The organism is Pseudomonas sp. SL4(2022) (genome assembly GCF_026625725.1).
In the GTDB taxonomy this organism is placed as follows: domain Bacteria; phylum Pseudomonadota; class Gammaproteobacteria; order Pseudomonadales; family Pseudomonadaceae; genus Aquipseudomonas.
Map to the genome: position 1 here is coordinate 2,650,159 of NZ_CP113060.1, position 25,697 is coordinate 2,675,855.

Consider the following 25,697-nt stretch of genomic DNA (forward strand, 5'->3'; position numbering starts at 1 on the left):
TTCACCCCCTAGCTGTTTGACGGCCCGCATTCCCGTTGTTCATGCCCCCATGCACAACGGGAATTTGCTATTGCGCCAGTCGCCTTTTAAGGTCATTGACCTTCTTGCATCGAGCGCAGCCCATGTCATTTACTCTGGTTATTGGCGACAAAACCTATTCGTCCTGGTCGCTGCGGGCGGCGCTGGCACTTGAACTGACCGGCGCTGCCTACACCGAACAGCTGATCACCCTGAACCGACCTGATACCCGCGCGCGGATTCTGCAGCACTCGCCGACCGGCAAGGTGCCGCTGTTGATCTGTGAGGATGGGCCCATCTGGGATTCGCTGGCGATTGCCGAGTACCTGGCCGAGTGTTTCCCTGCTGCTCAGCTGTGGCCTCAGGCGCGAGCTGCCCGCGCGCTGGCGCGCAGTGCCTGCGCCGAGATGCACAGCGGCTTTGCCGCGCTGCGCAGCCATCTGCCGATGGACCTCAAACGCAATCAGGCGCTGACTGAGATACCGGCCGATGCCGTGGCCGATATCCAGCGCATCTGCATGCTGTGGGCCGAGTGCCGGCAGCGCTTTGCTCAGGAAGGCGGGTTCCTGTTTGGTCAGCCAACTCTGGCGGATGCCTTTTTTGCCCCGGTGGCGGCGCGTCTACGCAGTTATCAGGTGGCGCTGCCGGCAGAGGCTGCCGCCTATGTCGACACCATCTATCAATGGCCGGCGTTTCAGCGCTGGTACCAAGCTGCCCAGGAGGAACATCTGGCGTGAAACGTATTCATGTAGCCGCTGCGGTGATTCGTGGCGTGGATGGGCAGATCCTGCTCGCCAAACGGCCCGAAGATAAGCATCAGGGCGGCCTGTGGGAGTTTCCCGGTGGCAAGGTCGAGGCCAGCGAGGCGGTGCAGACCGCCCTGGCCCGTGAGCTGGACGAGGAGCTGGGCATTCGCCCCACTGCCGCGCGGCCGTTGATTCAGGTGCGCCACGATTACCCGGATAAGCAGGTGCTGCTGGATGTCTGGGAGGTCTCGGCGTTTACCGGTGAACCCCACGGCGCCGAAGGCCAGCCGCTGGCCTGGGTCAGCCCGCGGCAGTTGGGCGATTATGAGTTTCCCGCCGCCAACCGGCCGATTGTCGCGGCCGCGCGTTTGCCCGAGCATTATCTGATCACCCCGGAAGGGCTGAGCGGACCTGAGTTGCTACGTGGCATCCAGACTGCCCTGAAGAGCGGGATTCGCCTGCTGCAACTGCGTGCCCCGGCAATGTTTGATGCGCAGTATCGCGATATTGCCGTGGATGCCCTCGGCCTCTGCGCGGGCAAGGCGCAGCTGATGCTCAAGGGGCCGTTGGAGTGGCTGGGCGACTTTCCCGCTGCCGGTTGGCACCTGACGGCGCAGCAGTTGCGTGATTTGAGCGCTGGCGGTCGGCCGTTTCCCTTGCAGCGCTGGCTGGCGGCCTCCTGCCACACTGCGCAGGAGCTGGCGTTGGCTACACAGATGGGCGTGGATTTCATCACCCTGTCGCCGGTGCAAGCCACGCAGACCCACCCCGAAGCACAGCCGCTGGGCTGGGCACAGGTTGCCGAGCTGCTGCAGGGCTTCAACCAGCCGGCTTATCTGCTCGGCGGCGTGACCCCGGCCGACGTGGAGCGGGCCTGGGCGGTCGGCGCCCAGGGCGTGGCGGGTATTCGCGCGTTCTGGCCGGAGTGAGTCCGTTTATGTGTCTGCCTGATTGAGTGCGTTGATGTCTGTTGAGGCCCGTTCCCCGTCCAACATGCGCCCCAGCACCCTGCATTTGCCGCGTGGCAACTGGGCGACGGTGTTCGAGTGCCTGTGCGCGCATTTCCCGGCTATTACCCCGGCGGTGTGGCAGGAGCGGATCGTCCGAGGGCGGGTGCTTGACGCGCAGGGGCAGCCGCTCGGCATAACATCGGCTTATCGCGAAGGGCTTAAAGTGCACTACTTTCGTGAGGTGCCGGCGGAGACGCCGATTCCTTTCGAAGAAACCGTGTTGCATATCGATGAACACCTGCTGGTGGCTGACAAACCGCATTTTCTGCCGGTGATGCCCGCCGGTGAATACGTCGAGCAGACATTGCAGGCGCGGCTGGCCAAGCGCCTGGGCAATGCCGACCTGGTGCCGCTGCACCGGATTGATCGGCACACCGCGGGGCTGGTGTTGTTCTCTACCAGCCCTGCCAGCCGTGGTCAGTACCAGGCGTTGTTTCGCTTGCGGCAGATGGACAAGTGCTACGAGGCGCTGGCGGCGGCCTTGCCGCAGTTGGACTTTCCGTTGTTGCGGGCGACGCGACTGGAGGGTGCTGAGCCGTTCTTTCGCATGCAGGAAGTGGTCGGTGAGGCGAATACGGAAACCCGTATCGAAGTCGCCCAGCGCCTGGGCGAGCACTGGTTGTACCGGCTGTACCCGGTTACCGGCAAGAAGCATCAACTGCGGGTGCACCTGGCCGCGCTGGGCGCGCCGATCCTCAATGATCCGTTCTATCCCGAGGTCACGGACGCGCCAGATGCACCGGATGACTACAGCAAACCGCTCAAGTTGCTGGCCAGGGGGCTGAGCTTTATCGACCCGCTAAGCGGTGAGCGGCGCGAATTCGAAAGCCAACTGAGTTTGCTCTGAAATCGTAGGGTGGATGAACACAGTGTCATCCACCCTACGCGACTACGCGACTACGCGACTACGCGACTACGCGCTTAGCTGTGCGGTTCTTTGGCAGCCGCCCGCCAGAGCACTTCATCGATGCCCTGGCGTTTGGCGATCAGCCGTGCGGCAACAAATAGCAGGTCGGACAGTCGGTTGACGTAGGCCAGGCCTACGCCGCGAATCGGCTCCAGCGCATTCAGGTGTTGGCAGCGACGTTCGGCGCTACGTGCCAGGCTGCGGCACACGTGAGCCTGAGCGATCAGGCGTGAGCCGCCGGGCAGAATGAAATTCTCCAGCGGGCCGACTTCTTCGTTCCAGCGGTCGATGGCGGCTTCCAGGCGTTCAATTTCCGGGGCTTGCAGGGCCTGGTAGTCGGGCATCGCCAGTTCTCCGCCGAGGTCGAACAGGCGGTGCTGACAGGGTGCGAGCACCTCGATGATCTCGCTCAGCCCCGGCCATGCGCCAACGTGCTCGGTCATATCGGCCAGCAGCAGGCCGATATGGCTGTTCAGTGTATCCACTTCGCCCATGGCATCGACCCGAGGATGATCCTTGGTCACGCGGCGGCCGTCGGCCAGACCGGTTTCTCCGGCATCGCCGGTGCGGGTGTAAATTTTTGAAAGGCGGTAACCCATGTTTAGAGACCTGTGTCGGGGTGGCTGGTAGTCAGTGGCAGGCGCAGGGTGAAGCAGGTGCCTTGACCGGGCTTGGATTGCACCTCCATCTGCCCTTTATGGTTGTTGGTGATGATGAAGTAGGACACCGACAGGCCGAGTCCGGTGCCCTGACCGACCTCCTTGGTGGTGAAGAATGGTTCGAAGATGCGTTTGCGCACCAGCTCGGACATCCCGACACCGTTGTCCTCCACCTGGATTTCCACCCAGGGTGTTACCTGGCGTACGCGTAGGGTGATCTGCCCGGGCTGGCGGTTTTCGGTGCGCTGATGGATGGCCTGCGCGGCGTTCTTCAGCAGGTTGAGCAGCACCTGCTCCAACTCGTTGGCGGTTGCCGGTACCGTGGGCAGGTTCTCGGCAAAGTCACGCTCAATGGTCAGGCTCTTGAAGTCGAAACTCTCGGTCAGGTCGAAGTCGTTGCTGGCAATTTCCACTGCCTGATCAATCAAGGCTGGGAGGTTGCAGGGGGCCAGCTGGCGATCGCTGCGGCGGCTGAAGTTGAGCATGTGGCTGACGATTTTCGCTGCTCGGGTGCCGGCCTGCTGAATGCCGTCGAGCAAGCGTGGAATTTCCCGAGCGTTGAGGTAGCGGTCGATGGCTTGCAGGCTGATACCAGCCTGTTCGGCCTGCTCACGGTTCTTGTCCAGTTCGGGGGACAGGCGCCGGCGAATGTTCTGTACGTTGTGCAGGATCGCTCCCAGCGGGTTGTTGATTTCGTGTGCCATGCCCGCGGCAAGGCCGCCAACCGAGAGCATTTTTTCCGATTGCACCATCATATCTTCCAGATTCAGGCGCTGAGTAATATCGTCGATACGGATGACCACGCCGCGCCCACTGCTGCCCGTCAGCGGGTAAAAAGTCAGGGCAAAGTGGCGTTGTTGCTCGGGTTTACCCCAGGTCACGCGTTCGATCTTTTCTACATGGTGTTTTTCCACGGCGCGCTGCAGCTGTGTGATGAAGGGCTTGAGCGGTGGAAAGGCAAGAAAGATCGGTTGGTTAAGGGCTTCGTCCAGGCGCGTCCCCGAGAGGCTGCTGGCCTCCTGGTTCCACTGGGTGACATAGAGCTGCTCGTCGAGAGCGATCAGTGCCGAGGGCATGGAGTCGATGATGCTGTTGAGGTACTTCTGAAAGCCGGTGAGTTTTTTCTCGATCTTGCTGCGCACCTGCACCTCCAGTTCCAGCTTGCGGTTGGAGTGGCGGGTTTCCTCGGCCAGGTGCTGCGCCTGGTCGAACGCTTCCTGGGCGTCGTCACGGGCACGCTTGAGTTGCTGTTCGCGGGCTTCAATACGAATCAGCATGGTGTTAAAGGCATCAGCCAGGCTGCCGATCTCGTCGCGGTTGCCACGGCGAGCGCGCAGGGCATAGTTCTCTTCATGGGTGACTTGGCGTGACAGTTCTTCCAGGCGGCGGATGGGACGGGTAATCAGGCGCCTTATCTGGCGTGAAACCAGCAGCCAGAGCAGCACGCTGAACGCCAGAATCACCCCGCTGGCGGTCAAGGTGCCGGTGTAGAAGACCCCAGGCAATTCGCTTGACGCAACCAGCAACAAGTGGCCGGAGTGGCCGGATGGCTGTGGCAGTTCGACCAGCTGGTTGATTCGAAACTCGCTGTGGCGCCAGGTTTCTACTTCCTCGATGCGCGGCGGCAGGTTTAGTTTTTCACCGCGTTGTAACTGCGCCAGGCTGCGGCCTCGGCTGTCATAGATCACAGCCGCACGCAGGGGGGCGTAGTCATCCAGGCGTTTGAGCAGTGCTTCGGCTGCGTCGTGTGAGCTCAATGCTTGGGTGCTGAGGGGCGGGCTGGCAATCAATCGCCCGAGGGTGTGCAAGGCCTGCGGGGCCACGCTTTCCTGGGATATCCAGTAGGCCGCGCTGATAAAGGCCAGGTTGGCCACCAGCATGACGGCGGCCAGCAAGGCCAGCAGGGCGACCAGCAGTTTGCGGCCTACCGGAAGATTCTCAAGACGCTGGCGCAGGGGCATGGTTATGCATGTCGTGAAGTTGGACGTAGAGGCAGGTTAGGGGCTGATGAGGTGCGTGCGCAAGCCAGGAAACATCAGCCGCCTCAGTGGCAGGGTAGTCCACGTGCAGTGAGGTGGTTCAGTAACTGGGCGTGCAGGGCTTGCAGGTGCGGCAGGGGCAGTTGATGGCGTTGTGCGGCCTGGCAGGCATAGCCCAGCAGGTAGGCGATTTCCGTGCGCCGACCCTGGCTGGCATCCTGATGCATGGAGGAGTAGTTCATGGCCGTGGCCTGGATCACCCGTAGCACATCGTCATACAAGCCTTCGGCGGCGTTGCTCTGGCCGCAGCGTTGCAACAGTTCGACCAGCTCGTCGGTGAGGCAGGCGAGTTGAGCGGGGTGCTCACGCAGTTGACCATTGCGGCAGTCTTGCAAGACGGTCAGCGGGTTGATCGCGCAGTTCAAGGCCAGCTTGCGCCACAGTCGGCTAAGGATGTCCAGGCTCCAGTCATGGGCTATTCCGGCCTGGTGCAGGTCTGCCAGCCAGTCGGGCGGTTGCATGTTCAGTGGGTCGCCAATCCAGGTGTGGCCGTGGCCGGCGAACACCACTTGAAAGTCGGCCTGGCGAAAGGCGCCTTCGGTGCTTGAGGCAAAGATGCAGCGTGCCTGGGGGGCTGCGCGGGCCACTTCGTCCTGGCTGCCCAAGCCATTCTGCAGCAGAAGGATATCGGCACCAGGAACCAGGCGATGGGCCAGTTGGGCCACCGCAGTTGCGGCGTCGTAGGCCTTGCAGGCGAGCAGCAGGCGCTGGATCGGCTGGCGGTGATCAGGTGTTTGCGCGGCGATGGGGTAATGCTGTGGCTGGCCCTGCTCTATCAGGGTCAGCCCGCCGGCCTGTTGATAGCCATGCAGTCGCGTCGAGTCGCGCAGGATCAGCTGCACCGGCAGGCCGGCTCGCGCCAGACGCGTCGCCCATAAGGTGCCGAGGCTGCCGGCGCCGAGGATATGCCACATGCTGAGCGAGGCTTATTGCGGCAAGGACAGGCGCAACGCGGTCACCAGTCCGGTGCTGTGTGATTCGGGCAGTATCCGGGTTGCGTGGTCGGTAATCTGGTCCGGGGTGATGGGGAGGCCTTTTGCATCAAGCCCCACCAGGCTGATACCGGCCTTGAGGCTGATAAAGCCTTCGCTGGTCTTGAAGGCCTTGAGGTTGATGCCTTCATGCAGGCGTTTGAAGCTGCTGGGTGAGCACTCATGCAGATCGGCCAGCAAGGTAATCAGGCCGAAGTGGCACTCATCCAGGCGTACCAGAACATCCAGCGGCCGCACCAGTTGTTGCAGGCGCCGGGCCACGCCGGTCAGCAGTTCGTTGTAGAAGGCATCGCCATGCCGCTGGTGCAGCTCATGCATGTCCTGTAGGCCAATCAGCAGGTAGCAGAGCGCGCCGCCACGGGATTCAACCTGGCGCAGGCTGTCGAGCATCTTCTGGTGCAGGTAGCGGTTGTTGCCCAGGCCGGTGAGCGGATCGATCAGGTTGCGCTTTTCCAGGCTGGCGATGTTTTCGGTGAGCAGGCGGTTTTCCTGCAACAGGCGTTGCAGGGTGTTGCACAGGCGATCGGCGGCGAAGATGCGCGGCACCAGTTGTTCGTTCATCGCGGCCTTGCTGATGAAGTCATCGACACCGCTGTCGAAGGCTTCACCCAAGACGTTTTCGCCTTCCTTGCCGGTGAGCAGGATGACGTAGGTGTAGTGATGAGCCATTTCGTCGAACTGGCGTACTTTCACGGTCAGCTCCAGGCCGTTCATCTCCGGCATCAGCCAGTCGGCGAGCAGCACACTGGCCGGGCGCTGCTCCAGCAGGCTGATGGCTTCGGCGGCGCTGCTGGCAAAACGCAGATCCTGATAGCCCGCCTGGGTCAGGACGCGCCCGATCATGGCGCTGGAGAACTTGGCGTCATCGACGACCAAAATGCTCAGGTGGGGGTTCGGCATGTGCAGGCTCGCTAGGGTAAATCACAAGGACCCGCGACTTCGCCGGGCAGTGTTTGTTGCTCCCGCTATATAATGGCCGGGTTTTTTTATCGTCAAGCCAGGCGTGTCCCATTCGTGATGCAGGGCGCGCCGTCTATCTGGAGCAAACCCATGCCTTCGTTCGACGTGGTGTCCGAGCTGGACAAACATGAAGTTACCAACGCCATCGATAACGCCATCAAAGAGCTGGAACGTCGCTATGACCTGCGTGGTAAAGGTAGCTTTGAGCTGAAAGAGCTGACTGTCAACCTGACGGCCGATGCGGATTTTCAGTTAGAACAGCTGATTGAGATTCTCAAGCTGGCGCTGGTCAAGCGCAAGATCGATGTGCAGTGTCTGGAGTTCAAGGACGCCTATGCGTCGGGCAAGAGCGTCAAGCAGGAGGTGATTCTGCGCGAGGGCATCGAGAAAGAGCTGGCGAAGAAGATCGTCGCTCATATCAAAGACAGCAAGCTCAAGGTCCAGGCTGCTATCCAGGGTGAGCAGGTGCGTATTACTGGCAAGAAGCGCGATGATCTGCAAGAAGCAATCGCCTCGCTGCGCGCCAAGGAATTCGGCATGCCGCTGCAGTTCAACAACTTCCGCGATTAAACCCTTGTCGCCACATGGCGTCGCACACGGCTCGATGCGTCTGACCGTCATGGCTTGCCATGGCGGTTGCCTTTAAAGCTGAGGAAAAAGGAGCACCCATGGAAATGAATGTCGAGCAATTGGCCAAGGTGTCGGAGGCCTGGCTGCCTGTGGTACTGGAGTACAGCGGTAAGCTTGCGCTGGCGCTGATTACTTTTCTGATCGGTTGGTGGCTGGTCGGTAAGCTGACCACCAGCATTGGCCGTTTGCTGTCTCTGCGTCAGGTAGATCGCGCCCTCGGCAGCTTTATCGGCAGCTTGGTCAGTATCGTCCTCAAAGTCTTGCTGATGATCAGTGTGGCGTCGATGGTGGGGGTTGAAACCACCTCGTTTATCGCCATGATCGGTGCGGCAGGCCTGGCGATTGGTCTGGCGCTGCAGGGCAGTCTGGCTAACTTTGCCGGAGGCGTGCTGATCATGCTGTTCCGGCCGTTCCGTGCCGGGGACTGGATTGAGGCACAGGGCGTGGCGGGAAGCGTCGACAGCATCCAGATTTTCCATACCACGCTGAAAACGGCGGACAACAAGGTCGTGATCGTACCCAACGGCAGTCTGTCAAACGGCCACATCACCAACTACTCCCGCGAAGCGTTCCGTCGCGTGGATATCAACCTGGGCATCGACTACGCCAGTGATATCAAGCAGGCCCGTGAGGTTCTCTTGACGATTGCCGCCGACCCGCGGGTGCAGCGTGATCCCGAGCCAGTGGTGCTGGTGACCGGGCTGGGTGAGAGTGCCATCAACCTGTCGTTGCGTGTCTGGGTCGCCACTGCGGATTTCTGGCCGGTGACGTTTACGTTTACCGAGTTGGCCAAGGAGCGCTTAACCGAGGCGGGTATTGGTATTCCGTTCCCGCAACGGGTGGTGCATCTGGTGCAGCAGGCGGGTTGAACCGCCTGGTAAAAAGCCCCGCTCAGGCGGGGCTTTTTTATGCCTGTTCGGCCGAGCTGAGTGGCTCCGGCGGGACAGGCTGGGTGCGTTCTCGTCGCCACTGCAACAGGATCAGGATCAGTGTCGGTACGCCAAGCAGGGCTGTGGCCAGGAAGAATTCAGCGTAACCGAGCTTCTCCACCATCACGCCAGAGTATCCACCGATCAGTCGCGGTAGCAGCAGCATGATTGAGCTGAGCAGGGCGTATTGGGTGGCGGAGAACTTGAGGTTGGTCAGGCTCGACAGGTAGGCAACGAAGGCGGCTGTGGCCAGCCCGGCACTGAAGTTATCGGCAGAGATGGTCAGAATCAGCATCTGCACATCAGGCCCCATGCCAGCGAGCATGAGGAACAGCAGGTTGGTGGCGGCAGACGCCGCACCGCCGATGAACAGAATGGGCAAAATGCCAAAACGCACGATCAGCAAGCCGCCGATACCTGCACCAACCAAGGTCATGACCAGGCCGAAGAGTTTGCTGACGCTGGCGATCTGGTCCTTGGTAAAGCCCTGATCGATGTAGAACACGTTGGCCATCACGCCCATTACCGTATCTGACATGCGGTAGGTGGCGATCAGCCCCAGCAGCAGAAAGGCCTGCCAGCGGTAACGCACAATGAAATCGTTGACAGGCGTGAGCACCGGCGCCAAACCGCGGCGACCCATGGACGACAGGCACAGCGCCGTCAGGATGGTGTACAGCAGGGCGCGCAAAAAGGCGCGATCCTCCAGCAGCAGGTTGAGCAGAGTCGCTTCACCATTGATGAGGCTGGCAAAGTCGGTGTTGTAGAACTGGGTGAACATGGCTGGTACGGAAACCAGCAAGACGATCAATACCAGTACGGACACGATCTGGTGGCTGAAGCCGTAGCGCGCGGCAGCCAGTTGGGTGCGCAATGGTACATCGGGTTCGCGCATCCACAGGCTGGTGAGCAGGCCTGGCAGCATCAGCAAGGCAAACAGCAGGTAGGTGCCAGCCCATGCGGCATGCTGGTAGAGCAAGGCGGTTGAGCCAAATCCTTCGGCGAAATACAGGGCACCCGCGGTTGCCAGCAGGGCGGCGACGCGGTAACCCGCCATGTAGCTGGCGGCAAGGGCGGCCTGTCGGGTGTCGTCAACGATTTCCAGGCGGTAGGCATCGACAGCGATGTCCTGAGTCGCAGAGGCAAACGCCACCAATACGGCCAGGGAAATCAGCCAGGTCAGGTGGGTTTGCGGGTCGCACAGGGCCATGCCGGCAAGACCAATAGCGATCAGCAGTTGCGATAGCACCAGCCAGGAGCGGCGGCGACCCAGCTTGCCGAGCAGTGGCAGGCGCCACTGGTCGAGAAGGGGTGACCAGACCCATTTAAAGGCATAGGCCAAGCCGATCAGGCTGGCGAAACCAATGGTTTCTCGCGCGACACCGGCTTCGCGCAACCAGACAGATAGGGTGGAGAACACCAGCATATATGGCAGGCCAGCGGCGAACCCTAGAAGCAACAGCACCAATGTGGAGGGGCTGGAGTAGGCAGCAATGGCGTCGCGCCAGCTTTTACGGGGCATTGAAGGGGTATCAGCCTGAGTTTGACCTATTAAAGGGCGCACTCTAGGGGCTGTTACCGTTTTAGCGCAAGCCGCGTTGCCGCTAAAAATCTCGCCAGGCTCCTGCGCGGTCGCGATAAAACGGCAACAGCCCCTACTTGCTGTGCTCCATTGGTCGCCAGCCATAGCGCGGCATATCCACCCTGTCGTTGTGGATTTGCACGCCTTCGTCACGCAGCCGGATGCGCTGCTCGGTGCCGCCGGGGCTGCCTGCGGGCAGGCTGATGCGCCCGTTCGCCGCAATCACGCGGTGCCAGGGCAGTGTACTGCCCTCGGGCAACTGACTGAGCGTGCGTGCGACCCAGCGCGCCGCACGCCCCAGGCCGGCATAAGTCGCCAACTGGCCATAGCTCACCACACTGCCGGCCGGCACTTGGGCCAGCACGTTATACAGTGCGCCACGCCGTGCGTCGTGGCTTGCTGTCGGACGGGCTGACGCGGCATGCTTCGCTCCCTGTTCTGGCTGGCTGTCTGGCGCTTCCATCATGTTGCTACGTTCCCTGTTGTGCTTGTTGATTACTCTGCTGTGTACGCCCGCCTGGGCGGATACGGTATGGCTGAATAATGGTGATCGGCTGACGGGGGAGATCATTCTTCTGGATGGCGGCAAGCTGGCGTTGAAAACCAAGTACGCCGGACAGGTGCTGATTGCCTGGAAGGATATCGACACCCTGCGCTCGGAGAAACCCTTGCTGGTCAGGCGTGAGGGTTTCGACAGCGAGCAGAGCAAACAATTGGAAGCCGCCGGCAAAGGCATGGTGCGTATGGTTAATGCCAGTACCCAGACCATTCCCCTGGCCAGCATCAATCGTCTTATACCGCCGCGTCCGTTGCTGCGTGACCGGGTTTGGGAGGGCAACCTGGACGCCAAGCTGGACATGAAGCGTGATGACAGCGAGACCGACGAATGGAAGCTCAAAGGTAATACTCGCGTTGAGCATGGCCGTTGGCGGCATGTGCTCAGCAGCGAGTTGGAGCGCAAGGTCAAGAATGATGTGAAGACTGCGGACAACTGGCAGCTGGAGTATGACCTTGACCGTTTTCTGACGGACCAATGGTTCTGGCGGGTCGGTGTGGAGCATGACGAGGATGAGTTTGCCTTGTTTTCGCGTCAGCGCACCTTCGGTGCAGGTCCCGGTTATCGCTTTTGGGATAACGAACTGGGACGTTTTGACATGATTACCCAGTTCAACCGCACGCAGATGCGCAGCAGTCTGGGCGAGCTGGATTTCAATACCTATTCGCTGGAGTGGGATTACAAGCGCTTGCTCTGGGGTACTCGGCTAGAGCTGTACAGCAATGCGGAGCTGCAGGTGCCTGAGATTGAACAGGTGGACTATGTGCTCGATGGCGAGGTGGGGCTGCGATATCGGCTCAACGACTGGGCGCGGTTGTCGCTGTTGTATGAGTTGGATATGGCGCGTGGTTTGGGTCAGACCTCCAGCGAGCGACGTTATCTGCTCGGAGTGGGGGTCGGTTGGTAGCGTCTCAGGGGTTCTAAGCTGAACACGTGGGGCTTCTGTCGGTCAGTGCTTGCTCTTGCGGTGTGCATACGGATAATGCGCGACCTTTCGCAAACCCGAGACAGATTCCTTTTCGTATGTTTTCCAGAACCCTGCTGTGCCTGGCCCTGAGTGCCGCGACAACCTCGGCGTTGGCCGATACCGTTTGGCTGAAGAATGGTGACCGCCTGAGCGGCAAGATCAAGTTCTACGACGGTGGCAAATTGCTGCTGGAAACGGATTACGGCGGTGCCATTGCGCTGGACTGGCGCAAGATCGCCACGCTGGAAAGTGATCAGGAACTGTTGGTCAAGGAGAGCGCGGTACACGGCGAGCGCGCCAAGTCCTTGCAGCCTGCCGAACCTGGCAAGGTCACGCTGGCCAATGGTGAGGCGCCGAAAACCATTGAGCTGGCCAGTATTCAACAGATCCTTAAGCCCAAGCCGCTGGTCGAGGATTTCATCTGGAAAGGTAATGTGGATGCCTCGCTGGATTACAAGCGCGCCGAGCGTGATACCGACGACTATGACGTCAGCCTGAAAACCCAGGCTCGTCATGGTCTGTGGCGGCACAATGGCAAGGCCGAGTACAACCGCGAGTTCCAGAACGATGTAGAAACGACCAATAACTGGAGTGCTGAGTACGCGCTGGACCGTTTCCTGACCGAACACTGGTTCTGGCAAGGTAGGCTGGAGTACAAACGTGATCACTTGGAGGACCTGCGTCGCCAGCGTACCGTGGGTAGCGGTCCGGGTTACCAGTTCTGGGATAACGAGCTGGGCGCCTTCTCCGTGGCCGGCCTGCTTAACCGCACTGACTACGAATATGCCAATGGCGAGAACGACAACTTCTATGCCGTCAGCATGAAGTGGGATTACAACCGTTATCTGGTCGGTAAGAGTGTCGAACTGTTCAGCGATGGCGAAGTGGGTAAGCCGCTGGCCAACGCCGCTGACTACACCCTGGATGCCGCTGTGGGCCTGCGCTACAAGCTGACCGACTGGGCCTCGCTGAATATGAAGGCCGAGAAAGACCTGGTCAGCGGCTCGGAAGGTGAGTTGGACGAAACCCGCTACAGCCTGGGTTTTGGCGTGGGTTGGTAAGGTCTTAGTCGCATAAAAAAGCCCCGCGTTTGCGGGGCTTTTTGTTTGTAGCTGCCGATCTTGCGATCAGAGGCGCAGGCCGCCGTCCAGTTCCAGAACACGACCGGTGTAGTAGTCGTTTTCCAGAATGTAAGCCACCGAGTGAGCGATCTCGGCGGGTTTGCCCATGCGGCGCAGCGGGATGACCGAGGTCATGCGTTCCAGCGCTTCCGGTTTCATGCTGGCAACCATTTCGGTTTCGATAAAGCCCGGTGCTACGCCCGCCACGCGGATGCCGTAACGCGCCAGTTCTTTGGCCCAGACCACGGTGTCGGCTGCCACACCGGCCTTGGCGGCGGAATAGTTGGCTTGGCCGATATTGCCGGCGCGGGAGATGGAGGAGATGTTGATGATCGCGCCTTCGTTCTTCAGTTCGATCATCTTCGCGGCCACTTCACGGGTGCAGAGGAACACGCCGGTGAGGTTGACGTCGATCACCGACTGCCACTGGGCCAGGCTCAGCTTGGTGATTTCGCCGTCCTTGACTTTGATGGTCAGGCCGTCACGCAGGATGCCGGCGTTGTTGACCAGGCCATTGATGGCGCCGAAGTCCTCGGCAACCTGGGCCACGGTCTGGATCACTTGTTCTTCATTGGCGACGTTGCACAGGTAGGCGCGCGCTTCCACGCCCAGCGCCTTACAGGCCGCGACAGCTTCGTCGAGTTTTTCCTGATTCAGGTCGACCAGTGCCAGCTTGGCACCTTTTCCTGCCAGGTATTCGGCCATGGCGCGGCCAAGCCCTTGGCAGCCGCCGGTGATAATGATGACCTTGTCTGTAAGTTGCATTGCGATTCCCCTCAAATGGTGTCGTGGAGCCTTGTCGGCGCGGTAATCTAGGCGCCTGTCCGTTTGTGACGGATTCTATGCAAGGAGTCATAAGGTGAGCGTGAAAGCCGGCAAGCATGCCCGAGAATTGCTGCTCAAGGAATACCGGGGCGTGCTCAGCACCCATTCCAAGGCCATGCCGGGTTTCCCTTTCGGATCAGTGGTGCCCTATTGCCTGGATGCTGACGGTTATCCGCTGATTTTGATCAGTCGCATCGCTCAGCACACCCATAACCTCAAGCAGGACGGTAAATGCTCGCTGTTGGTGGGCGAGCGCGGTGCGGAAGATGTACAGGCGGTCGGCCGTCTTACTTTGCTCGCGCAAGCGCGACAATTGGATGACGAGGGGCAGATTGCGGCGGCCGCGCAGCGCTATTACCGCTATTTCCCGGATTCGCGTGGCTATCACCAGGCCCATGATTTTGATTTCTGGCGGCTGGAGCCGGTGCGCTGGCGCTATATCGGTGGTTTTGGTGCCATTCACTGGCTGGAGCAGGTGGCGTTGGCCAATCCCTTTGCTGGCGACAGTGAAATCAGCATGGCCGAGCATATGAACAGCGATCATGCCAAGGCCATCGCTCACTATGTCGAACTGGCCGGTTTGCCTGCCCACGTGCCGGCCGAGCTGGTGGGGCTGGACAGCGAAGGTTTCCACCTGCGCATCGGCCAGAGCCTGTATTGGCTGGCCTTTCCAACATCCTGTAACAGTCCGCTGGCGGTGCGCCAAGCCTTGGTGGCGCTGGCCCGCGCTGAAACCTGGCCGACCGACGGTCAGGCTTCAGCTTGAATTCAGCCCGACACCCCATACTTCCCTCTTACTGGAAGCTGATCTTCCGTTAAGGACCCCTGTGATGCGTGCTTTTCTATTTCTTTTTTTGCTGTTTCCGATCATCGAACTGGCCCTGCTGATTCAGGTCGGGAGCGCTATCGGCGTGCTGCCAACCCTGTTGCTGGTCATCGGTACGGCCATTCTCGGCAGCGTTTTGCTGCGCGTAGCTGGCGTTGCCACGGCCTGGCGGGCACGGGAAAAGCTGGCGCGCGGTGAGCTGCCTGAGCAGGAGATGCTTGAAGGCCTGCTGATCGCCGTCGGCGGTGGTCTGTTGTTGCTGCCGGGCTTTATCAGCGACATCTTCGGCGTGCTCTGCCTGATTCCCTTCACCCGTCGCCTGCTGGTCAACAAGGTGCGCCTGCGGGCCGCCGAGCAGGCCATGCGCCAGCGCGCCTTTTTCGACGACCAGGCCGCGCGCTCCGGGCAAGTTCGCCCCAATGTGCTGGAAGGCGAATACGAACGCCGTGACTGACCCCGCAGGCCTCATTTGGGCGGCATTGATCGCAAAAATAATCATCCGCCACCCTTGAAATCCCCTTTTACGCCCTTATGTAGCGGACACCGCAAGGTTTTCTGTCATTCAGACAGATCAGACTTCAGCGCTACGCCTGGCGCAGCGCTACCGGCCCCGCCGGACTTTGCTAACCCGCCGGTGACTGCACCGGCCGAAAAACCACCTATAGGGAGAGATCGACAATGAAGCTTCGTCCTCTGCATGACCGCGTCGTAATCCGTCGCAGCGAAGAAGAAAAGAAAACCGCAGGCGGCATCGTGCTGCCAGGTTCCGCTGCCGAGAAGCCGAATCAGGGCGAGATCGTGGCGGTAGGCACCGGCCGCGTACTGGACAGCGGTGAAGTGCGTGCTCTGGCCGTTAAAGTCGGTGACAAAGTGGTGTTTGGCCCTTACTCCGGCAGCAACACCATCAAGGTTGACGGTGAAGACCTGCTGGTAATGAGCGAGAGCGAAATCCTCGCTGTCGTTGAAGGTTGATTTCAGCGCTCTGTCGCTACGAATTCCGCTCTATCTGAACGAATCAAGGAATAACCATCATGGCTGCTAAAGAAGTTAAATTCGGCGATTCCGCCCGCAAGAAAATGCTCACCGGTGTCAACGTTCTGGCTGACGCGGTAAAAGCGACCCTCGGCCCGAAAGGCCGCAACGTGGTGATCGAGAAGAGCTACGGTGCTCCGCTGATCACCAAAGACGGTGTTTCCGTTGCAAAAGAGATCGAGCTGAAAGATCGCTTCGAGAACATGGGCGCGCAGCTGGTAAAGGACGTTGCCTCCCGTGCTAACGACGACGCCGGTGACGGCACTACCACCGCCACCGTTCTGGCTCAAGCCATCGTCAACGAAGGCCTGAAAGCCGTCGCTGCCGGCATGAACCCGATGGACCTCAAGCGCGGCATCGACAAGGCGACCATCGCCATCGTCAAAGAAATCAAAGCCCTGTCCAAGCCCTGTGCGGACACCAAGGCGATTGCCCAGGTTGGCACCATTTCTGCCAACTCTGACAACTCCATCGGCGACATCATTGCTGAAGCCATGGAAAAAGTCGGCAAAGAAGGCGTGATCACCGTTGAAGAAGGCTCTGGCCTGGAAAACGAACTGTCGGTTGTTGAAGGCATGCAGTTCGACCGTGGCTACCTGTCGCCGTACTTCATCAATAAGCCGGACACCATGGTCGCCGAACTCGACGGCCCGCTGATCCTGCTGGTTGACAAGAAGATCTCCAACATCCGTGAACTGCTGCCGGTTCTGGAAGCTGTTGCCAAGTCCGGCCGTCCGCTGCTGATCGTCGCGGAAGACGTTGAAGGCGAAGCCCTGGCGACTCTGGTTGTGAACAATATGCGTGGCATCGTTAAAGTCGCTGCCGTCAAGGCACCGGGCTTCGGCGACCGTCGCAAGGCCATGCTGCAGGACATCGCCATCCTGACTGGCGGTACCGTGATCTCCGAAGAAGTAGGCCTGAGCCTGGAGAGCGCGACCCTGGAGCACCTGGGTAACGCCAAGCGTGTGATCCTGAGCAAGGAAAACACCACCGTTATCGACGGCGCTGGCGCGCAGGTTGATATTGAGGCTCGCGTTGCGCAGATCCGCAAGCAGGTTGAAGACACCACCTCCGACTACGACAAAGAGAAGCTGCAAGAGCGTCTGGCCAAACTGGCTGGCGGTGTTGCCGTGATCAAGGTCGGTGCTGGCACCGAAGTGGAAATGAAAGAGAAGAAAGCCCGCGTTGAAGACGCCCTGCACGCCACCCGTGCAGCCGTTGAAGAAGGCGTGGTACCTGGCGGTGGTGTGGCGCTGGTGCGTTCGCTGCAAGCCATCAGCGAACTGAAAGGCGACAACGCCGATCAGGACGTGGGTATCGCGCTGCTGCGTCGTGCGGTTGAAGCACCGCTGCGTCAGATCGTGGCCAACGCTGGCGGCGAGCCAAGCGTTGTAGTCGACAAGGTCAAGCAGGGTTCGGGCAACTACGGCTTCAACGCCGCCACCGACACCTACGGCGACATGATCGAGATGGGTATTCTCGACCCGGCCAAAGTGACCCGTACTGCGCTGCAGGCTGCTGCCTCCATCGCCAGCCTGATGATCACCACCGAAGCGATGATCGCTGAAGTGGCTGAAGACAAACCAGCTGCTGGCGGTATGCCAGACATGGGTGGCATGGGTGGCATGGGCGGCATGATGTAAGCCAGCCCAGCTCTCACAGCCCATCGCTAGATGGGCTGTACGCTGTAAAGAAAACCCCGTGCCTGTCACGGGGTTTTCATTTTTCTCGGCTATAAACAGTCCCCTCGGCAAAGCGGTACGCCAATTGCTTTGTATGGCGCGTGCTCCCGGACTGGAGCCTGTCAATTGGCACCGTGCTGCTATTCAGCATTGTTGCTGCTCATTTTGACCTCACCTGGATGTGCTCTACCGTGCGGCTTGCGCGCTGGTAGTGGTCGAGATACCGGTGGTTGGTCGCTTCAAAACCATTGCTTCTAGCCTGTCTGTTGCTGATGCAACTGGGCAATAAAGTGACCCCAGGGTTGTTACCGCTGTACCTGGCCAATCCTTGGTTAGGCTCAGTATTGAACCAACGCGTCTGGGTAGGTTCGAAGTCTGGCTGTCGAGCACTATGTGAGTGGATCAGGACGATCCTGAAGGGGCGTGAATATGACCGTCGGTCGCATAGAGCGTCGTAGCGGTTGTCCATGATCTAGGGTGAGAACAAAGCGTTTGGCAGCGCTATCAAGAGGTTGCAGTGATGAAGCTAGAAATCGCACGAGGTTTGTTTCTGGCCACCGCGCTCAGCGTGGCCTCGCTCGCGGCGGCGGCCTGGCAGGAAGCCAGCCCCCAGGTCATCACCCTGAACGAGCAATTGGGTTATTGCCCATTGCCACCTCAGGCGCGAGCGGCCGAGGTGGTCCGCCCGGATCAGGATTTGCTGCTGTTTATGTTCAGCCTGTCCCAGGGTGTGCGTTCGCAAGGCTAGGCGCTTTGCGGGGGGGGCAGGTATAAAAAAGCCCGGCTTAGTGCCGGGCTTTTTGTTGCGTGAGTCCCTGTGCGCAGTGTGTTCTATCCGTGGGCCTTGGCGACTGCTGTGTTGGGAGCATCAGGCTGCGCCAGCAGGCTGTACACGCAGGGCAGCACGAACAGGGTGAACAGCGTGCCGATCGACATGCCGGTGGCGATCACCAGACCGATGTCGAAGCGGCTGACCGCGCCAGCGCCACTGGCGAGGATCAGCGGCACCATGCCGAAGACCATCGCCGCGGTGGTCATCAGCACCGGACGCAGACGAATCGCCGCCGCTTCTTCGACCGCGTCACGGCGCGACAGGCCTTTCTCACGCCGCAGCTGGTTGGCGAACTCGACGATAAGGATGCCGTGCTTGGTGATCAGGCCAATCAGCGTCACCAGGCCCACCTGGGTGTAGATGTTCATGCTCGACAGGCCGAGGAACAGTGGAAGCAGCGCTCCACAGATCGACAGCGGTACCGTGACCATGATCACCAGCGGGTCACGGAAGCTCTCAAACTGCGCCGCCAACACCAGGAAGATCAGGGCCAGGGCCAGGGCGAAGGTGGCATATAGGGCATTGCCTTCCTGAACCAGTTGGCGCGATGCACCGGCGTAGTCGTAGGAAAAGCCAGCAGGCGCTTCTTCCTGCATGATCTGCGTCACCGTCTCGACCGCTTCACCCATGCTGACAATTGGCACGCCCTGGATGATGGCCGAGTTGAGCTGCTGGAACTGGTTGAGCTGGGTCGGGCGAGCACGGTCGCTGACCTTGACCAGGGTTGACAGCGCCAGCATCGCACCGCTTTCGCTCTTCACGTAGTAGCTGTTCAGCCAGCCCGGATTGTCGCGGTAAGCACGCTCGACCTGGGCGATCACCTTGTAGCTGCGCCCGTCGATGGTAAAGCGGTTGATTTCACCTTCGCCGAGCAGGCTGGCCAGGGTCAGACCGAGGTCTTCCATGGACACGCCCATTTGTGCGGCTTTCTCGCGGTCGATTTCTACGACCACTTCTGGCTTGTCGAAGGCCAGATCGACGTCGAGGAAGGCGAACTTGCCAGACTCCACGGCGCGTTGCTTGACCCGCTCGGTCACTTGCAGCAGGGACTGGTAGTCGTTAGGGGTGTTGATCACGAACTGGAACGGCAACCCTTCACCGGTGCCTGGCAGTGCAGGCAGGTTGAAGCCGAAAATCTGCAGGCCGGCGATTTGCGACAGGCGCGCTTGCACCTCGGGAAGGATTTCCATCTGCGTGCGCTCGCGCTCACCCCACGGCGTCATCAGGAAGCCGCCGATACCCGATTGCACACCGCTGGTGCCGTTGATCTGGAAGGAGGAGTAGTACTCGGGGAACTCCTTAAAGATGGTCACGAACTCATCGGTGTACTTATTCAGGTAGTCGAGGTTGGTGGCTTGTGGGGCATTGGCAATCATAAAAATGATGCCTTGATCCTCTTCGGGAGCCAGTTCACTTTTGGTGAATTTGAGCAGCACCGGGATCAGGCACATGACGATCACCGCAAACACCAGCACCACTGGGCGTGTGTCCAGCGTGCTGTGCAGGGCGCGCTGGTAGCGGCGCTTGAGGCTGTCGAAAATCTGATCGAGTTTGTGTGCCAGGCCCGATGGATTCTCTTCATGGCGCAGCAGCTTGGCGCACATCATCGGCGACAGGGTCAGGGCGACGATGCCGGAGATGATCACCGCGCCGGCCAGGGTCAGGGCGAATTCCTTGAACAGCGCGCCGGTGAGGCCTTCCAGAAAGCCGATGGGCGCATAGACGGCCGCCAGGGTGATGGTCATGGATATCACCGGTACCGCGATTTCCCGTGCGCCTTCAATGGCCGCATCAAAAGGCGTTTTGCCTTCCTCGATATGCCGGTGGATGTTCTCCACCACAACGATGGCGTCGTCCACCACCAGGCCGATGGCCAACACCATCGCCAGCAGGGTCAGCAGATTGATCGAGTAGCCCATCAGTTGCATGAAGAACAGCACGCCGATCATCGACAGCGGGATGGTGATCACCGGGATCAGTACTGAACGGAACGCGCCGAGGAACAGGAACACCACCACGATGACGATCAGCACCGCTTCGCCGAGGGTCTTCACCACTTCGTCGATGGATGCCTGGATAAACAGGGTGGCGTCATAGGCGATGGAAACTTTCAGGTTCGGCGGCAGCTGCGCTTCCAGGTCTGGCATGACCTTGCGCACTTCCTTGATCACATCCAGCGGGTTGGCCCCCGGCGTACCCTTGATGGCGATGTACACCGAGGGGGTGCCGTCGAAGGAGCTGATCGCGTCGTAGCTTTCCGCGCCCATTTCCACCCGCGCCACATCGCGGATCAGCACGCGGCTGTCGCCCACGGTCTTCAACGGGATGGCGGCAAACGCCTCGGCCGATTTCAGGTCGGTTTCGGCGTTGATGCTGGTGACCACGTACTCGCCTTTCACTTCACCGGCTGCGGCAAGGAAGTTGTACTTGCGCACCGCATCGTTTACGTCACCGGCGGTCACGCCGTATGCACCCATTTTTACTGGATCGAGCCACAGGCGCATGGCGAACACCTGATTGCCGAGAATTTCGGCCTCAGCCATGCCCGGCAGGGTGGCCAGCTTGGGCTGGATGACCCGCGACAGGTAATCGGTGATCTGCGGGTTGCTCAGCTCCTGGCTGTAGAAGCTGATGTACATCAGCGCCGTGGAGTCAGCGGCTTCCTTGCTCAGCACTGGGTCTTCGGCGTTCTGCGGCAGCTGGTTCTTCACCTCGTTGGCCTTGGCCAGCAGTTCGGTGAACAGGCGGTCGCTGTTGGCGCCGATGCGCGCATAAATCGAGATGATCGATACGTTCTGCCGGCTCTCCGAGGTCATGTAGTCAATGCCGTCGGCACTGGCCAGACTCTGCTGCAGCGGCTGGGTGATATAACCCTGGATGGTCTCGGCATTGGCCCCGGGGTAAGCCGTGGTCACCGTGATCAGGGCGCTTTCCATCTGCGGATACTGGCGGATGGTCAGTTTGCTGAATGCCTGGAAGCCAAGCAGGATGATCAACAGACTGACCACGGTCGCTAGTACCGGGCGACGGATAAAGGGATCAGTAAAAGCCATAAATAAGTTCCTTTGCGCCGCGCCGGGTTAATTGGCGCTTGGCTTGGCCTGCGAGTTGGCGATGCTGACATGGGCGCCGTTATCCAGCTTCAGCTGGCCGGCGGATACCACCTGCTCACCGGCTTGCAGGCCTTTGAGAATCACCACTTGGCCTTCACGGCGTTCGCCGGTTTCAACGAAGCGGCGGTCGACAGTCAGTTCGGCCTGGCCTTTGTCATCTTTGACCACCTGGCCGTCTTCTCCTTTCTTCTCGCCGATCACGTACACCGAATTGCCGTAGAGGGTGTAGGTGATGGCGGTTTCCGGGACAACGACCCGATCCTGTTCACCGGGCAGAAGAACCTCCAGGTTGGCGAACATACCCGGCAGCAGTTTGCTCTCCGGGTTGGTCAGCATGGCGCGGACCTGCACGTTGCGCGTGGTGTCTTCGACCTTGGGGTTGATCGCAGCGATTTCGCCTTCGAACACCTCGTTCGGGTAAGCCGCTACGCTGAAGCGCACGCGCTCGCCGATGGCCAACTGGGGCACCGCCTGCTCCGGCAGGAAGAAGTCGACGTAGAGCTTGCTCAGGTCCTGTAGGGTGGCGATGGTGGTGCCGGAGGCGAGGTAGTCACCAACATCCACCTGGCGGATGCCGATCGTGCCGGCAAAGGGTGCAAGGATGCGCTTCTTCGCCAGTTGCGCCTGCAGCTGGGCAACGCTGGCGTTGGCTTTCTGCAGGCTGGCCTGAAGTCGGTCGAACTCACTCTTCGAGATGCTCTGCCGACTGATCAGGCTGCGGCCGCGTTCATATTCCACGCGGGCCAGACCCAGCTCTGCCTGTGCAGTGGCCAGGCTGGCCTGTTCGACATCGCTGTCCATCTGGATCAGCGGCTGCTGCAGGGTAACCTGCTCACCGGAGCGGAACAGCACCTGTTGCACAGTGCCGCCGACTTCCACGGTCAGGTCAACGCCCTGAAAGGCCTTGAGTGTACCGATGGCCGGCAGGCGGCCCTGCCACGGACGCGTTTCGGCGCTGGCCGCATCTACGCTGACGGCCGGCTGCGGTGCCGAGAACATCTGCACTTGTTGGTAGATAGAAAAGCCTTTGTAGGCGGCGAGGGCGAGTACCACGAGGAGTACCGCGCCGAGCATGATCAGCATGCGGCGAAGCAACATATTCCGGTTCCTTGGCAAAGCGGTAAGAGGGCCTGGGAATAGGCAAGAGGGGCACATTAGACCTCGCGCAGAGGCCTGTCAAAGATTCGCATTTGCAAAATATTGCTGTACAAAAGTTGCCTGATTGATCAAGTGCTTTTTAAGCAAAATGCCAGCATGTGCTGGCATTTTGTTGTTTGCTTTTCAGTGCGCTCCGCGGGTCAGGCACTCAGGCGTTGAGTAACCTCATTTAGCTGCCCTGACAGGTCATGCAGGTTGCGCCCGGCGCTTTCGGTGCGCTGGACGTTCTCCTGATTGGCTGTGGCAATGGAGGTGATCTCGGTGAGGTTGCGCGAAATATCTTCGGCCACGGAGGTCTGTTCTTCGGCGGCGGTGGCGATCTGCCGGTTCATGTCGCGGATCGCTTCCACTGCGTTGGTGATCAGCTGTAGCGTGGCGCCGGCTTCGGTCACCTGGGTCACGCCTTCTTCGCTGCGCTGCTGGCCGCTTTGAATGGCGCGCACTGCATTCACCGCCCCGGTTTGTACGGTGTCGATGATCTGGTGGATTTCCGCGGTGGACTCGGCGGTACGCTGCGCCAGGGTGCGCACTTCGTCGGCTACCACGGCAAAGCCTCGACCCTGTTCACCGGCGCGTGCGGCTTCGATGGCCGCATTGAGGGCCAGTAGATTGGTCTGCTCGGCGATGCCACGAATGACTTCCAGCACCTTACCAATTCGTCCTGTATCGTTTTCCAGGCGGCGAATCACGTCTGAGGTGTTGCTGATTTCGCTGCGAATATCAGTGATGGTGCTGATGGTGGCCTGCATCACCATATCGCCCTGGCGTGCCGCATTATCAGCCGCGTCGGCGGCGCCGGCAGCTTCAACCGCATGACGGGCGACTTCTTGGGCTGTGGCGGACATTTCATGCATGGCGGTGGCGACCTGGTCGGTACGCGAGAATTGCTCGCGTGTTCCCTGGGCCATCAGGGTGGCGATCGAGTTGAGTTCGCCACTGGCGATATCCAGGTCAGCCGTGCTGCGTTTCAGGCGGGTAAAGGTGTCGGCGAGGAAGTCACGCAGGATGTTGGCCGCGACGGCGAGTTTGCCCAGTTCGTCTTGGCGTGTGGCATCTACATGTTGGCCGAAGTTGCCCCGGCTAAGTTGGGCGATATGATCAATCAGTTCGCGGATCGGGTTGATTAAGTTGCGGTTGACCAGCCATAAGCTGAACAGGGCGGTCACCACGGTAGCGCCGAGCATCAGCAGGGTGCCATAGGTGATGGTGCGGTCTGCTGCGGCATTGATCTGGCTTGCTTGCTCCAGGCTTTGTTTATGCAATTCGTTGGACAGGGCCTCCAACTGTTGTGCTGTGTTGCGGTCAATGCCGGACACCGCCTTGTCACCGACTGCAGCGTCACCGCCAGCAGCGACAAAGGCATCGCGACCCTTGCGGTAGTTGGCGCCGAGCGTCTGGTGTTCGCTGCGCAAGGTGTCGACCTTGGTTTTCAGCGCGCGGTCGGCACCGGCCAGCTCGCTCAATTTGCCCAGTAAGTCCTGAACCTTGCGCTCCTGTGCTTCGAACTGGCCCCAGTATTTGTCCAGTTGGGCTTTGTCGCTGCCACGCAGCAGGACGTTTTTCCACTCCTGTACCTGGGTCTTGAAGTTCAGGTTGGTTGAATCAATCAGCGTCGACGCCTCCAATGGGCCATCAAGCAGGCCACGATAGGCCTGCATGCCGCTGGAGAGGAAGCTGAAACAGGCCAGTGCCGTGACCAGAATCAGCGCCAGGCTGCCGCTGAGCAGGGCGAGGATTTGCGCGCGCAAGGATTTCTGCAGAAACATGGGTGGATACCCCCGACTGTGGAATACGAAATGCCAGTGACGCGAGCGCGTCCTACTGCGAAGTCCTTCTCAACTGGTATCGGCTGTGCCGCAGTATTTCACGTACGGCCTGACAGGAGTATAGATCGGCTCTGCAGAGGCATTCTTTAACCTGCCGCAGGTGTGTTACAGATTCGGGACAGGCCGCATGACCCGCCACCTCGTGCGAGCGTGCTCCTCATGCTGTTGTGTCAGGCCAGGCGCAGGTGGTTGTCCCATAGTCCTGCAGGGAGTTGTAGCGGCTGGCTGCTGATCTGAGCGCCGCGGCAGTCGTACAGGCGGCAACGGCCGACGCCGCTGCTGACCACAAAACCGTCGGCTACTGCGCCTACTCCGGCGCAGTCGGCCAGTGGCGCATCCAGGCGCAACTCGGCGCTGTCCAGGTCCCAGATAAACACCCGATTACCGCGTGGCGCGGTCAGCGCCAGCAGGCGCAGTTCGCTGTGGATCGCTACGCTGGCGGTGTACTGGTTCATCAGCTGACGCTGCGCATTGGCCACCGGGAAGTGCTGGAAGGGCTGGCCGGGGCGTTTGATCGCCAGCAGCGGCACCACATCGCTGGTTGCGCCCATATATTGCTGGCCGCTGACAATCGTGCCATCGCTGGCCACGGCCATATGGCGCACGCTGTTCATCCGTTCTGGCAGCTGTTCCTTGCTGATCAGGCTGCCGTCGCGGCGCAGCAGCACCAGGCTGGACTCCATGGCGTCGAGGTTCATTTCCACCCGGCTGTCGGCTTCGGTGCGGATGCCGCCGTTGGCCACGACCAGCGTTTCACCGTCTGGCAGCCAGAGCAGCTGGTGCGGGCCGATGCCGTGGGTCGACAGTTCGCTGCTGCGCAGCAACTGTTCACCTTGCAGGCGATAGACGCCAAGTAGGCCGCGACCGGGATCGGAGGTGTCGTTCTCGGTGGCGTACAGCCATTCGCCGTCCTTGTGGAACACCGCATGGCCGTAGACGTGGCGCTGCTTGGGTGAGTGGATGGTCTGCAGCAGGCGGCCATCGCGAGTGTCGATCAGGTAGCTCTGGGTGCTCGGGCGGCGACCGACAAACAGCGCCATTGGCAGAAACGGATGGCCGATAACATCGTGGCAGCGCTCGTTGACCTGGGTGGCAAATACCGGGCTGCCATCGAGCCGGTAACCCACTGCGAAGTGTTTGCCGGCGCTGTCGTTGCGTGCCGACAGCAATAACGGCTGCGCGCCACTGTGCATCAGCGTCCAGCCGCCGTAAGTGCCGGCGGCCGCTGCCGTGGCGGCAACAGCCGCGATGCTCAAGCCGAGAAAGGTGCGGCGATTGATCTGCATG

The 25,697-nt window shown here is 60.4% G+C and carries 22 protein-coding genes and 1 pseudogene; 12 read left to right on the plus strand and 11 right to left on the minus strand.

Annotated elements, in window-relative coordinates; genetic code table 11:
- Window positions 1-122 precede the first annotated feature (122 nt).
- The 3 genes from OU997_RS12505 to OU997_RS12515 are packed head-to-tail and all read left to right on the plus strand — an operon-like array spanning window position 123 to window position 2,621.
- On the plus strand, window positions 123-755 hold the full coding sequence (locus OU997_RS12505; RefSeq protein ID WP_267806855.1) for a glutathione S-transferase family protein: 633 nt from the start codon (window positions 123-125) through the stop codon (window positions 753-755).
- The gene (locus OU997_RS12510; RefSeq protein ID WP_267806857.1) at window positions 752-1,693 is read left to right on the plus strand and encodes a Nudix family hydrolase; all 942 of its coding nucleotides are present in this window, start codon (window positions 752-754) and stop codon (window positions 1,691-1,693) included. The genes OU997_RS12505 and OU997_RS12510 overlap by 4 nt, the downstream gene beginning before the upstream one ends.
- A gap of 34 nt (window positions 1,694-1,727) precedes the next feature.
- Window positions 1,728-2,621, plus strand: coding sequence for an RluA family pseudouridine synthase (locus tag OU997_RS12515; RefSeq protein WP_108486210.1), 894 nt, complete (start codon window positions 1,728-1,730; stop codon window positions 2,619-2,621).
- 74 nt (window positions 2,622-2,695) lie between these two features.
- Here the strand turns inward: OU997_RS12515 and OU997_RS12520 are convergent, their stop codons facing one another.
- The 4 genes and pseudogenes from OU997_RS12520 to OU997_RS12535 all read right to left on the minus strand — a co-directional run.
- Window positions 2,696-3,280, minus strand: coding sequence for a cob(I)yrinic acid a,c-diamide adenosyltransferase (locus tag OU997_RS12520; RefSeq protein ID WP_108486209.1), 585 nt, complete (start codon window positions 3,278-3,280; stop codon window positions 2,696-2,698).
- 2 nt (window positions 3,281-3,282) lie between these two features.
- Window positions 3,283-5,301, minus strand: a complete 2,019-nt coding sequence (locus OU997_RS12525) for an ATP-binding protein (RefSeq protein WP_108486208.1) — start codon at window positions 5,299-5,301, stop codon at window positions 3,283-3,285.
- 83 nt (window positions 5,302-5,384) lie between these two features.
- On the minus strand, window positions 5,385-6,293 hold the full coding sequence (locus OU997_RS12530) for a putative 2-dehydropantoate 2-reductase (RefSeq protein WP_267806859.1): 909 nt from the start codon (window positions 6,291-6,293) through the stop codon (window positions 5,385-5,387).
- A 110-nt stretch (window positions 6,294-6,403) separates the two neighbouring features.
- A pseudogene (locus OU997_RS12535) lies at window positions 6,404-7,283 on the minus strand (response regulator); the annotation flags it as partial.
- 138 nt (window positions 7,284-7,421) lie between these two features.
- On the opposite strand from OU997_RS12535, the gene OU997_RS12540 reads away from it, so the two are divergent.
- Together OU997_RS12540 and OU997_RS12545 are read left to right on the plus strand one after the other, a co-directional pair.
- The gene (locus OU997_RS12540; protein ID WP_108486205.1) at window positions 7,422-7,901 is read left to right on the plus strand and encodes a YajQ family cyclic di-GMP-binding protein; all 480 of its coding nucleotides are present in this window, start codon (window positions 7,422-7,424) and stop codon (window positions 7,899-7,901) included.
- Between the two features lie 98 nt (window positions 7,902-7,999).
- On the plus strand, window positions 8,000-8,830 hold the full coding sequence (locus OU997_RS12545) for a mechanosensitive ion channel family protein (protein WP_108486204.1): 831 nt from the start codon (window positions 8,000-8,002) through the stop codon (window positions 8,828-8,830).
- Between the two features lie 37 nt (window positions 8,831-8,867).
- Here OU997_RS12545 and OU997_RS12550 read toward each other — a convergent pair whose 3' ends face one another.
- Together OU997_RS12550 and OU997_RS12555 are read right to left on the minus strand one after the other, a co-directional pair.
- Window positions 8,868-10,412: an AmpG family muropeptide MFS transporter gene (locus OU997_RS12550; RefSeq protein WP_108486203.1), complete on the minus strand. Its 1,545-nt coding sequence runs from the start codon at window positions 10,410-10,412 to the stop codon at window positions 8,868-8,870.
- A gap of 133 nt (window positions 10,413-10,545) precedes the next feature.
- A complete protein-coding gene (locus tag OU997_RS12555) occupies window positions 10,546-10,938 on the minus strand; it encodes an MGMT family protein (RefSeq protein WP_267806862.1) in 393 nt (130 codons plus the stop codon).
- On the opposite strand from OU997_RS12555, the gene OU997_RS12560 reads away from it, so the two are divergent.
- Complete coding sequence (locus tag OU997_RS12560; protein ID WP_108486201.1) at window positions 10,937-11,935, plus strand: DUF481 domain-containing protein; 999 nt, start codon at window positions 10,937-10,939, stop codon at window positions 11,933-11,935. The two genes, OU997_RS12555 and OU997_RS12560, sit on opposite strands and share 2 nt — an antisense overlap.
- Before the next feature lie 116 nt (window positions 11,936-12,051).
- Window positions 12,052-13,056, plus strand: coding sequence for a DUF481 domain-containing protein (locus OU997_RS12565; protein WP_108486200.1), 1,005 nt, complete (start codon window positions 12,052-12,054; stop codon window positions 13,054-13,056).
- Between the two features lie 66 nt (window positions 13,057-13,122).
- Here OU997_RS12565 and OU997_RS12570 read toward each other — a convergent pair whose 3' ends face one another.
- Entirely contained in the window at window positions 13,123-13,881 is a 759-nt protein-coding gene (locus OU997_RS12570) for an SDR family oxidoreductase (protein ID WP_108538029.1), read from the minus strand.
- A 94-nt stretch (window positions 13,882-13,975) separates the two neighbouring features.
- Here OU997_RS12570 and OU997_RS12575 point away from each other — a divergent pair, with 94 nt between their 5' ends.
- The 5 genes from OU997_RS12575 to OU997_RS12595 all read left to right on the plus strand — a co-directional run bounded on the left by OU997_RS12575 (window position 13,976) and on the right by OU997_RS12595 (window position 18,229).
- A complete protein-coding gene (locus OU997_RS12575; protein WP_108486183.1) occupies window positions 13,976-14,707 on the plus strand; it encodes a HugZ family protein in 732 nt (243 codons plus the stop codon).
- A 64-nt stretch (window positions 14,708-14,771) separates the two neighbouring features.
- Window positions 14,772-15,221: an FxsA family protein gene (locus OU997_RS12580; protein WP_108486182.1), complete on the plus strand. Its 450-nt coding sequence runs from the start codon at window positions 14,772-14,774 to the stop codon at window positions 15,219-15,221.
- Between the two features lie 224 nt (window positions 15,222-15,445).
- Window positions 15,446-15,739, plus strand: a complete 294-nt coding sequence (locus OU997_RS12585) for a co-chaperone GroES (RefSeq protein ID WP_108486181.1) — start codon at window positions 15,446-15,448, stop codon at window positions 15,737-15,739.
- A 59-nt stretch (window positions 15,740-15,798) separates the two neighbouring features.
- A complete protein-coding gene (gene groL, locus OU997_RS12590; RefSeq protein WP_108486180.1) occupies window positions 15,799-17,442 on the plus strand; it encodes a chaperonin GroEL in 1,644 nt (547 codons plus the stop codon).
- A 559-nt stretch (window positions 17,443-18,001) separates the two neighbouring features.
- Window positions 18,002-18,229 (plus strand): hypothetical protein, encoded by a 228-nt coding sequence (locus OU997_RS12595; RefSeq protein WP_108486179.1) that lies wholly within the window; start codon window positions 18,002-18,004, stop codon window positions 18,227-18,229.
- Window positions 18,230-18,312: 83 nt separating this feature from the next.
- On the opposite strand, the gene OU997_RS12600 is transcribed toward OU997_RS12595, so the two are convergent.
- The 4 genes from OU997_RS12600 to OU997_RS12615 all read right to left on the minus strand — a co-directional run bounded on the left by OU997_RS12600 (window position 18,313) and on the right by OU997_RS12615 (window position 25,690).
- A complete protein-coding gene (locus OU997_RS12600; RefSeq protein ID WP_108488493.1) occupies window positions 18,313-21,366 on the minus strand; it encodes a multidrug efflux RND transporter permease subunit in 3,054 nt (1,017 codons plus the stop codon).
- A gap of 27 nt (window positions 21,367-21,393) precedes the next feature.
- On the minus strand, window positions 21,394-22,524 hold the full coding sequence (locus OU997_RS12605; protein WP_108488494.1) for an efflux RND transporter periplasmic adaptor subunit: 1,131 nt from the start codon (window positions 22,522-22,524) through the stop codon (window positions 21,394-21,396).
- Window positions 22,525-22,724: 200 nt separating this feature from the next.
- Entirely contained in the window at window positions 22,725-24,350 is a 1,626-nt protein-coding gene (locus OU997_RS12610; protein WP_108488495.1) for a methyl-accepting chemotaxis protein, read from the minus strand.
- A 230-nt stretch (window positions 24,351-24,580) separates the two neighbouring features.
- Entirely contained in the window at window positions 24,581-25,690 is a 1,110-nt protein-coding gene (locus OU997_RS12615) for a DUF1513 domain-containing protein (protein ID WP_267809900.1), read from the minus strand.
- Between the last annotated feature and the right edge of the window lie 7 nt (window positions 25,691-25,697).

Coding starts and splice junctions, on each gene's coding strand:
- OU997_RS12560 (WP_108486201.1), top strand. CDS start 10,937: ATGTTGCTACGTTCCCTGTTGTGCTTGTTGATTACTCTGCTGTGTACG.
- OU997_RS12580 (WP_108486182.1), top strand. CDS start 14,772: ATGCGTGCTTTTCTATTTCTTTTTTTGCTGTTTCCGATCATCGAACTG.
- OU997_RS12525 (WP_108486208.1), bottom strand. CDS start 5,301: ATGCCCCTGCGCCAGCGTCTTGAGAATCTTCCGGTAGGCCGCAAACTG.
- OU997_RS12530 (WP_267806859.1), bottom strand. CDS start 6,293: ATGTGGCATATCCTCGGCGCCGGCAGCCTCGGCACCTTATGGGCGACG.
- OU997_RS12555 (WP_267806862.1), bottom strand. CDS start 10,938: ATGATGGAAGCGCCAGACAGCCAGCCAGAACAGGGAGCGAAGCATGCC.
- OU997_RS12520 (WP_108486209.1), bottom strand. CDS start 3,280: ATGGGTTACCGCCTTTCAAAAATTTACACCCGCACCGGCGATGCCGGA.
- OU997_RS12600 (WP_108488493.1), bottom strand. CDS start 21,366: ATGGCTTTTACTGATCCCTTTATCCGTCGCCCGGTACTAGCGACCGTG.
- groL (WP_108486180.1), top strand. CDS start 15,799: ATGGCTGCTAAAGAAGTTAAATTCGGCGATTCCGCCCGCAAGAAAATG.
- OU997_RS12545 (WP_108486204.1), top strand. CDS start 8,000: ATGGAAATGAATGTCGAGCAATTGGCCAAGGTGTCGGAGGCCTGGCTG.
- OU997_RS12505 (WP_267806855.1), top strand. CDS start 123: ATGTCATTTACTCTGGTTATTGGCGACAAAACCTATTCGTCCTGGTCG.
- OU997_RS12540 (WP_108486205.1), top strand. CDS start 7,422: ATGCCTTCGTTCGACGTGGTGTCCGAGCTGGACAAACATGAAGTTACC.
- OU997_RS12515 (WP_108486210.1), top strand. CDS start 1,728: ATGTCTGTTGAGGCCCGTTCCCCGTCCAACATGCGCCCCAGCACCCTG.
- OU997_RS12585 (WP_108486181.1), top strand. CDS start 15,446: ATGAAGCTTCGTCCTCTGCATGACCGCGTCGTAATCCGTCGCAGCGAA.
- OU997_RS12570 (WP_108538029.1), bottom strand. CDS start 13,881: ATGCAACTTACAGACAAGGTCATCATTATCACCGGCGGCTGCCAAGGG.
- OU997_RS12550 (WP_108486203.1), bottom strand. CDS start 10,412: ATGCCCCGTAAAAGCTGGCGCGACGCCATTGCTGCCTACTCCAGCCCC.
- OU997_RS12565 (WP_108486200.1), top strand. CDS start 12,052: ATGTTTTCCAGAACCCTGCTGTGCCTGGCCCTGAGTGCCGCGACAACC.
- OU997_RS12605 (WP_108488494.1), bottom strand. CDS start 22,524: ATGTTGCTTCGCCGCATGCTGATCATGCTCGGCGCGGTACTCCTCGTG.
- OU997_RS12595 (WP_108486179.1), top strand. CDS start 18,002: ATGAAGCTAGAAATCGCACGAGGTTTGTTTCTGGCCACCGCGCTCAGC.
- OU997_RS12610 (WP_108488495.1), bottom strand. CDS start 24,350: ATGTTTCTGCAGAAATCCTTGCGCGCGCAAATCCTCGCCCTGCTCAGC.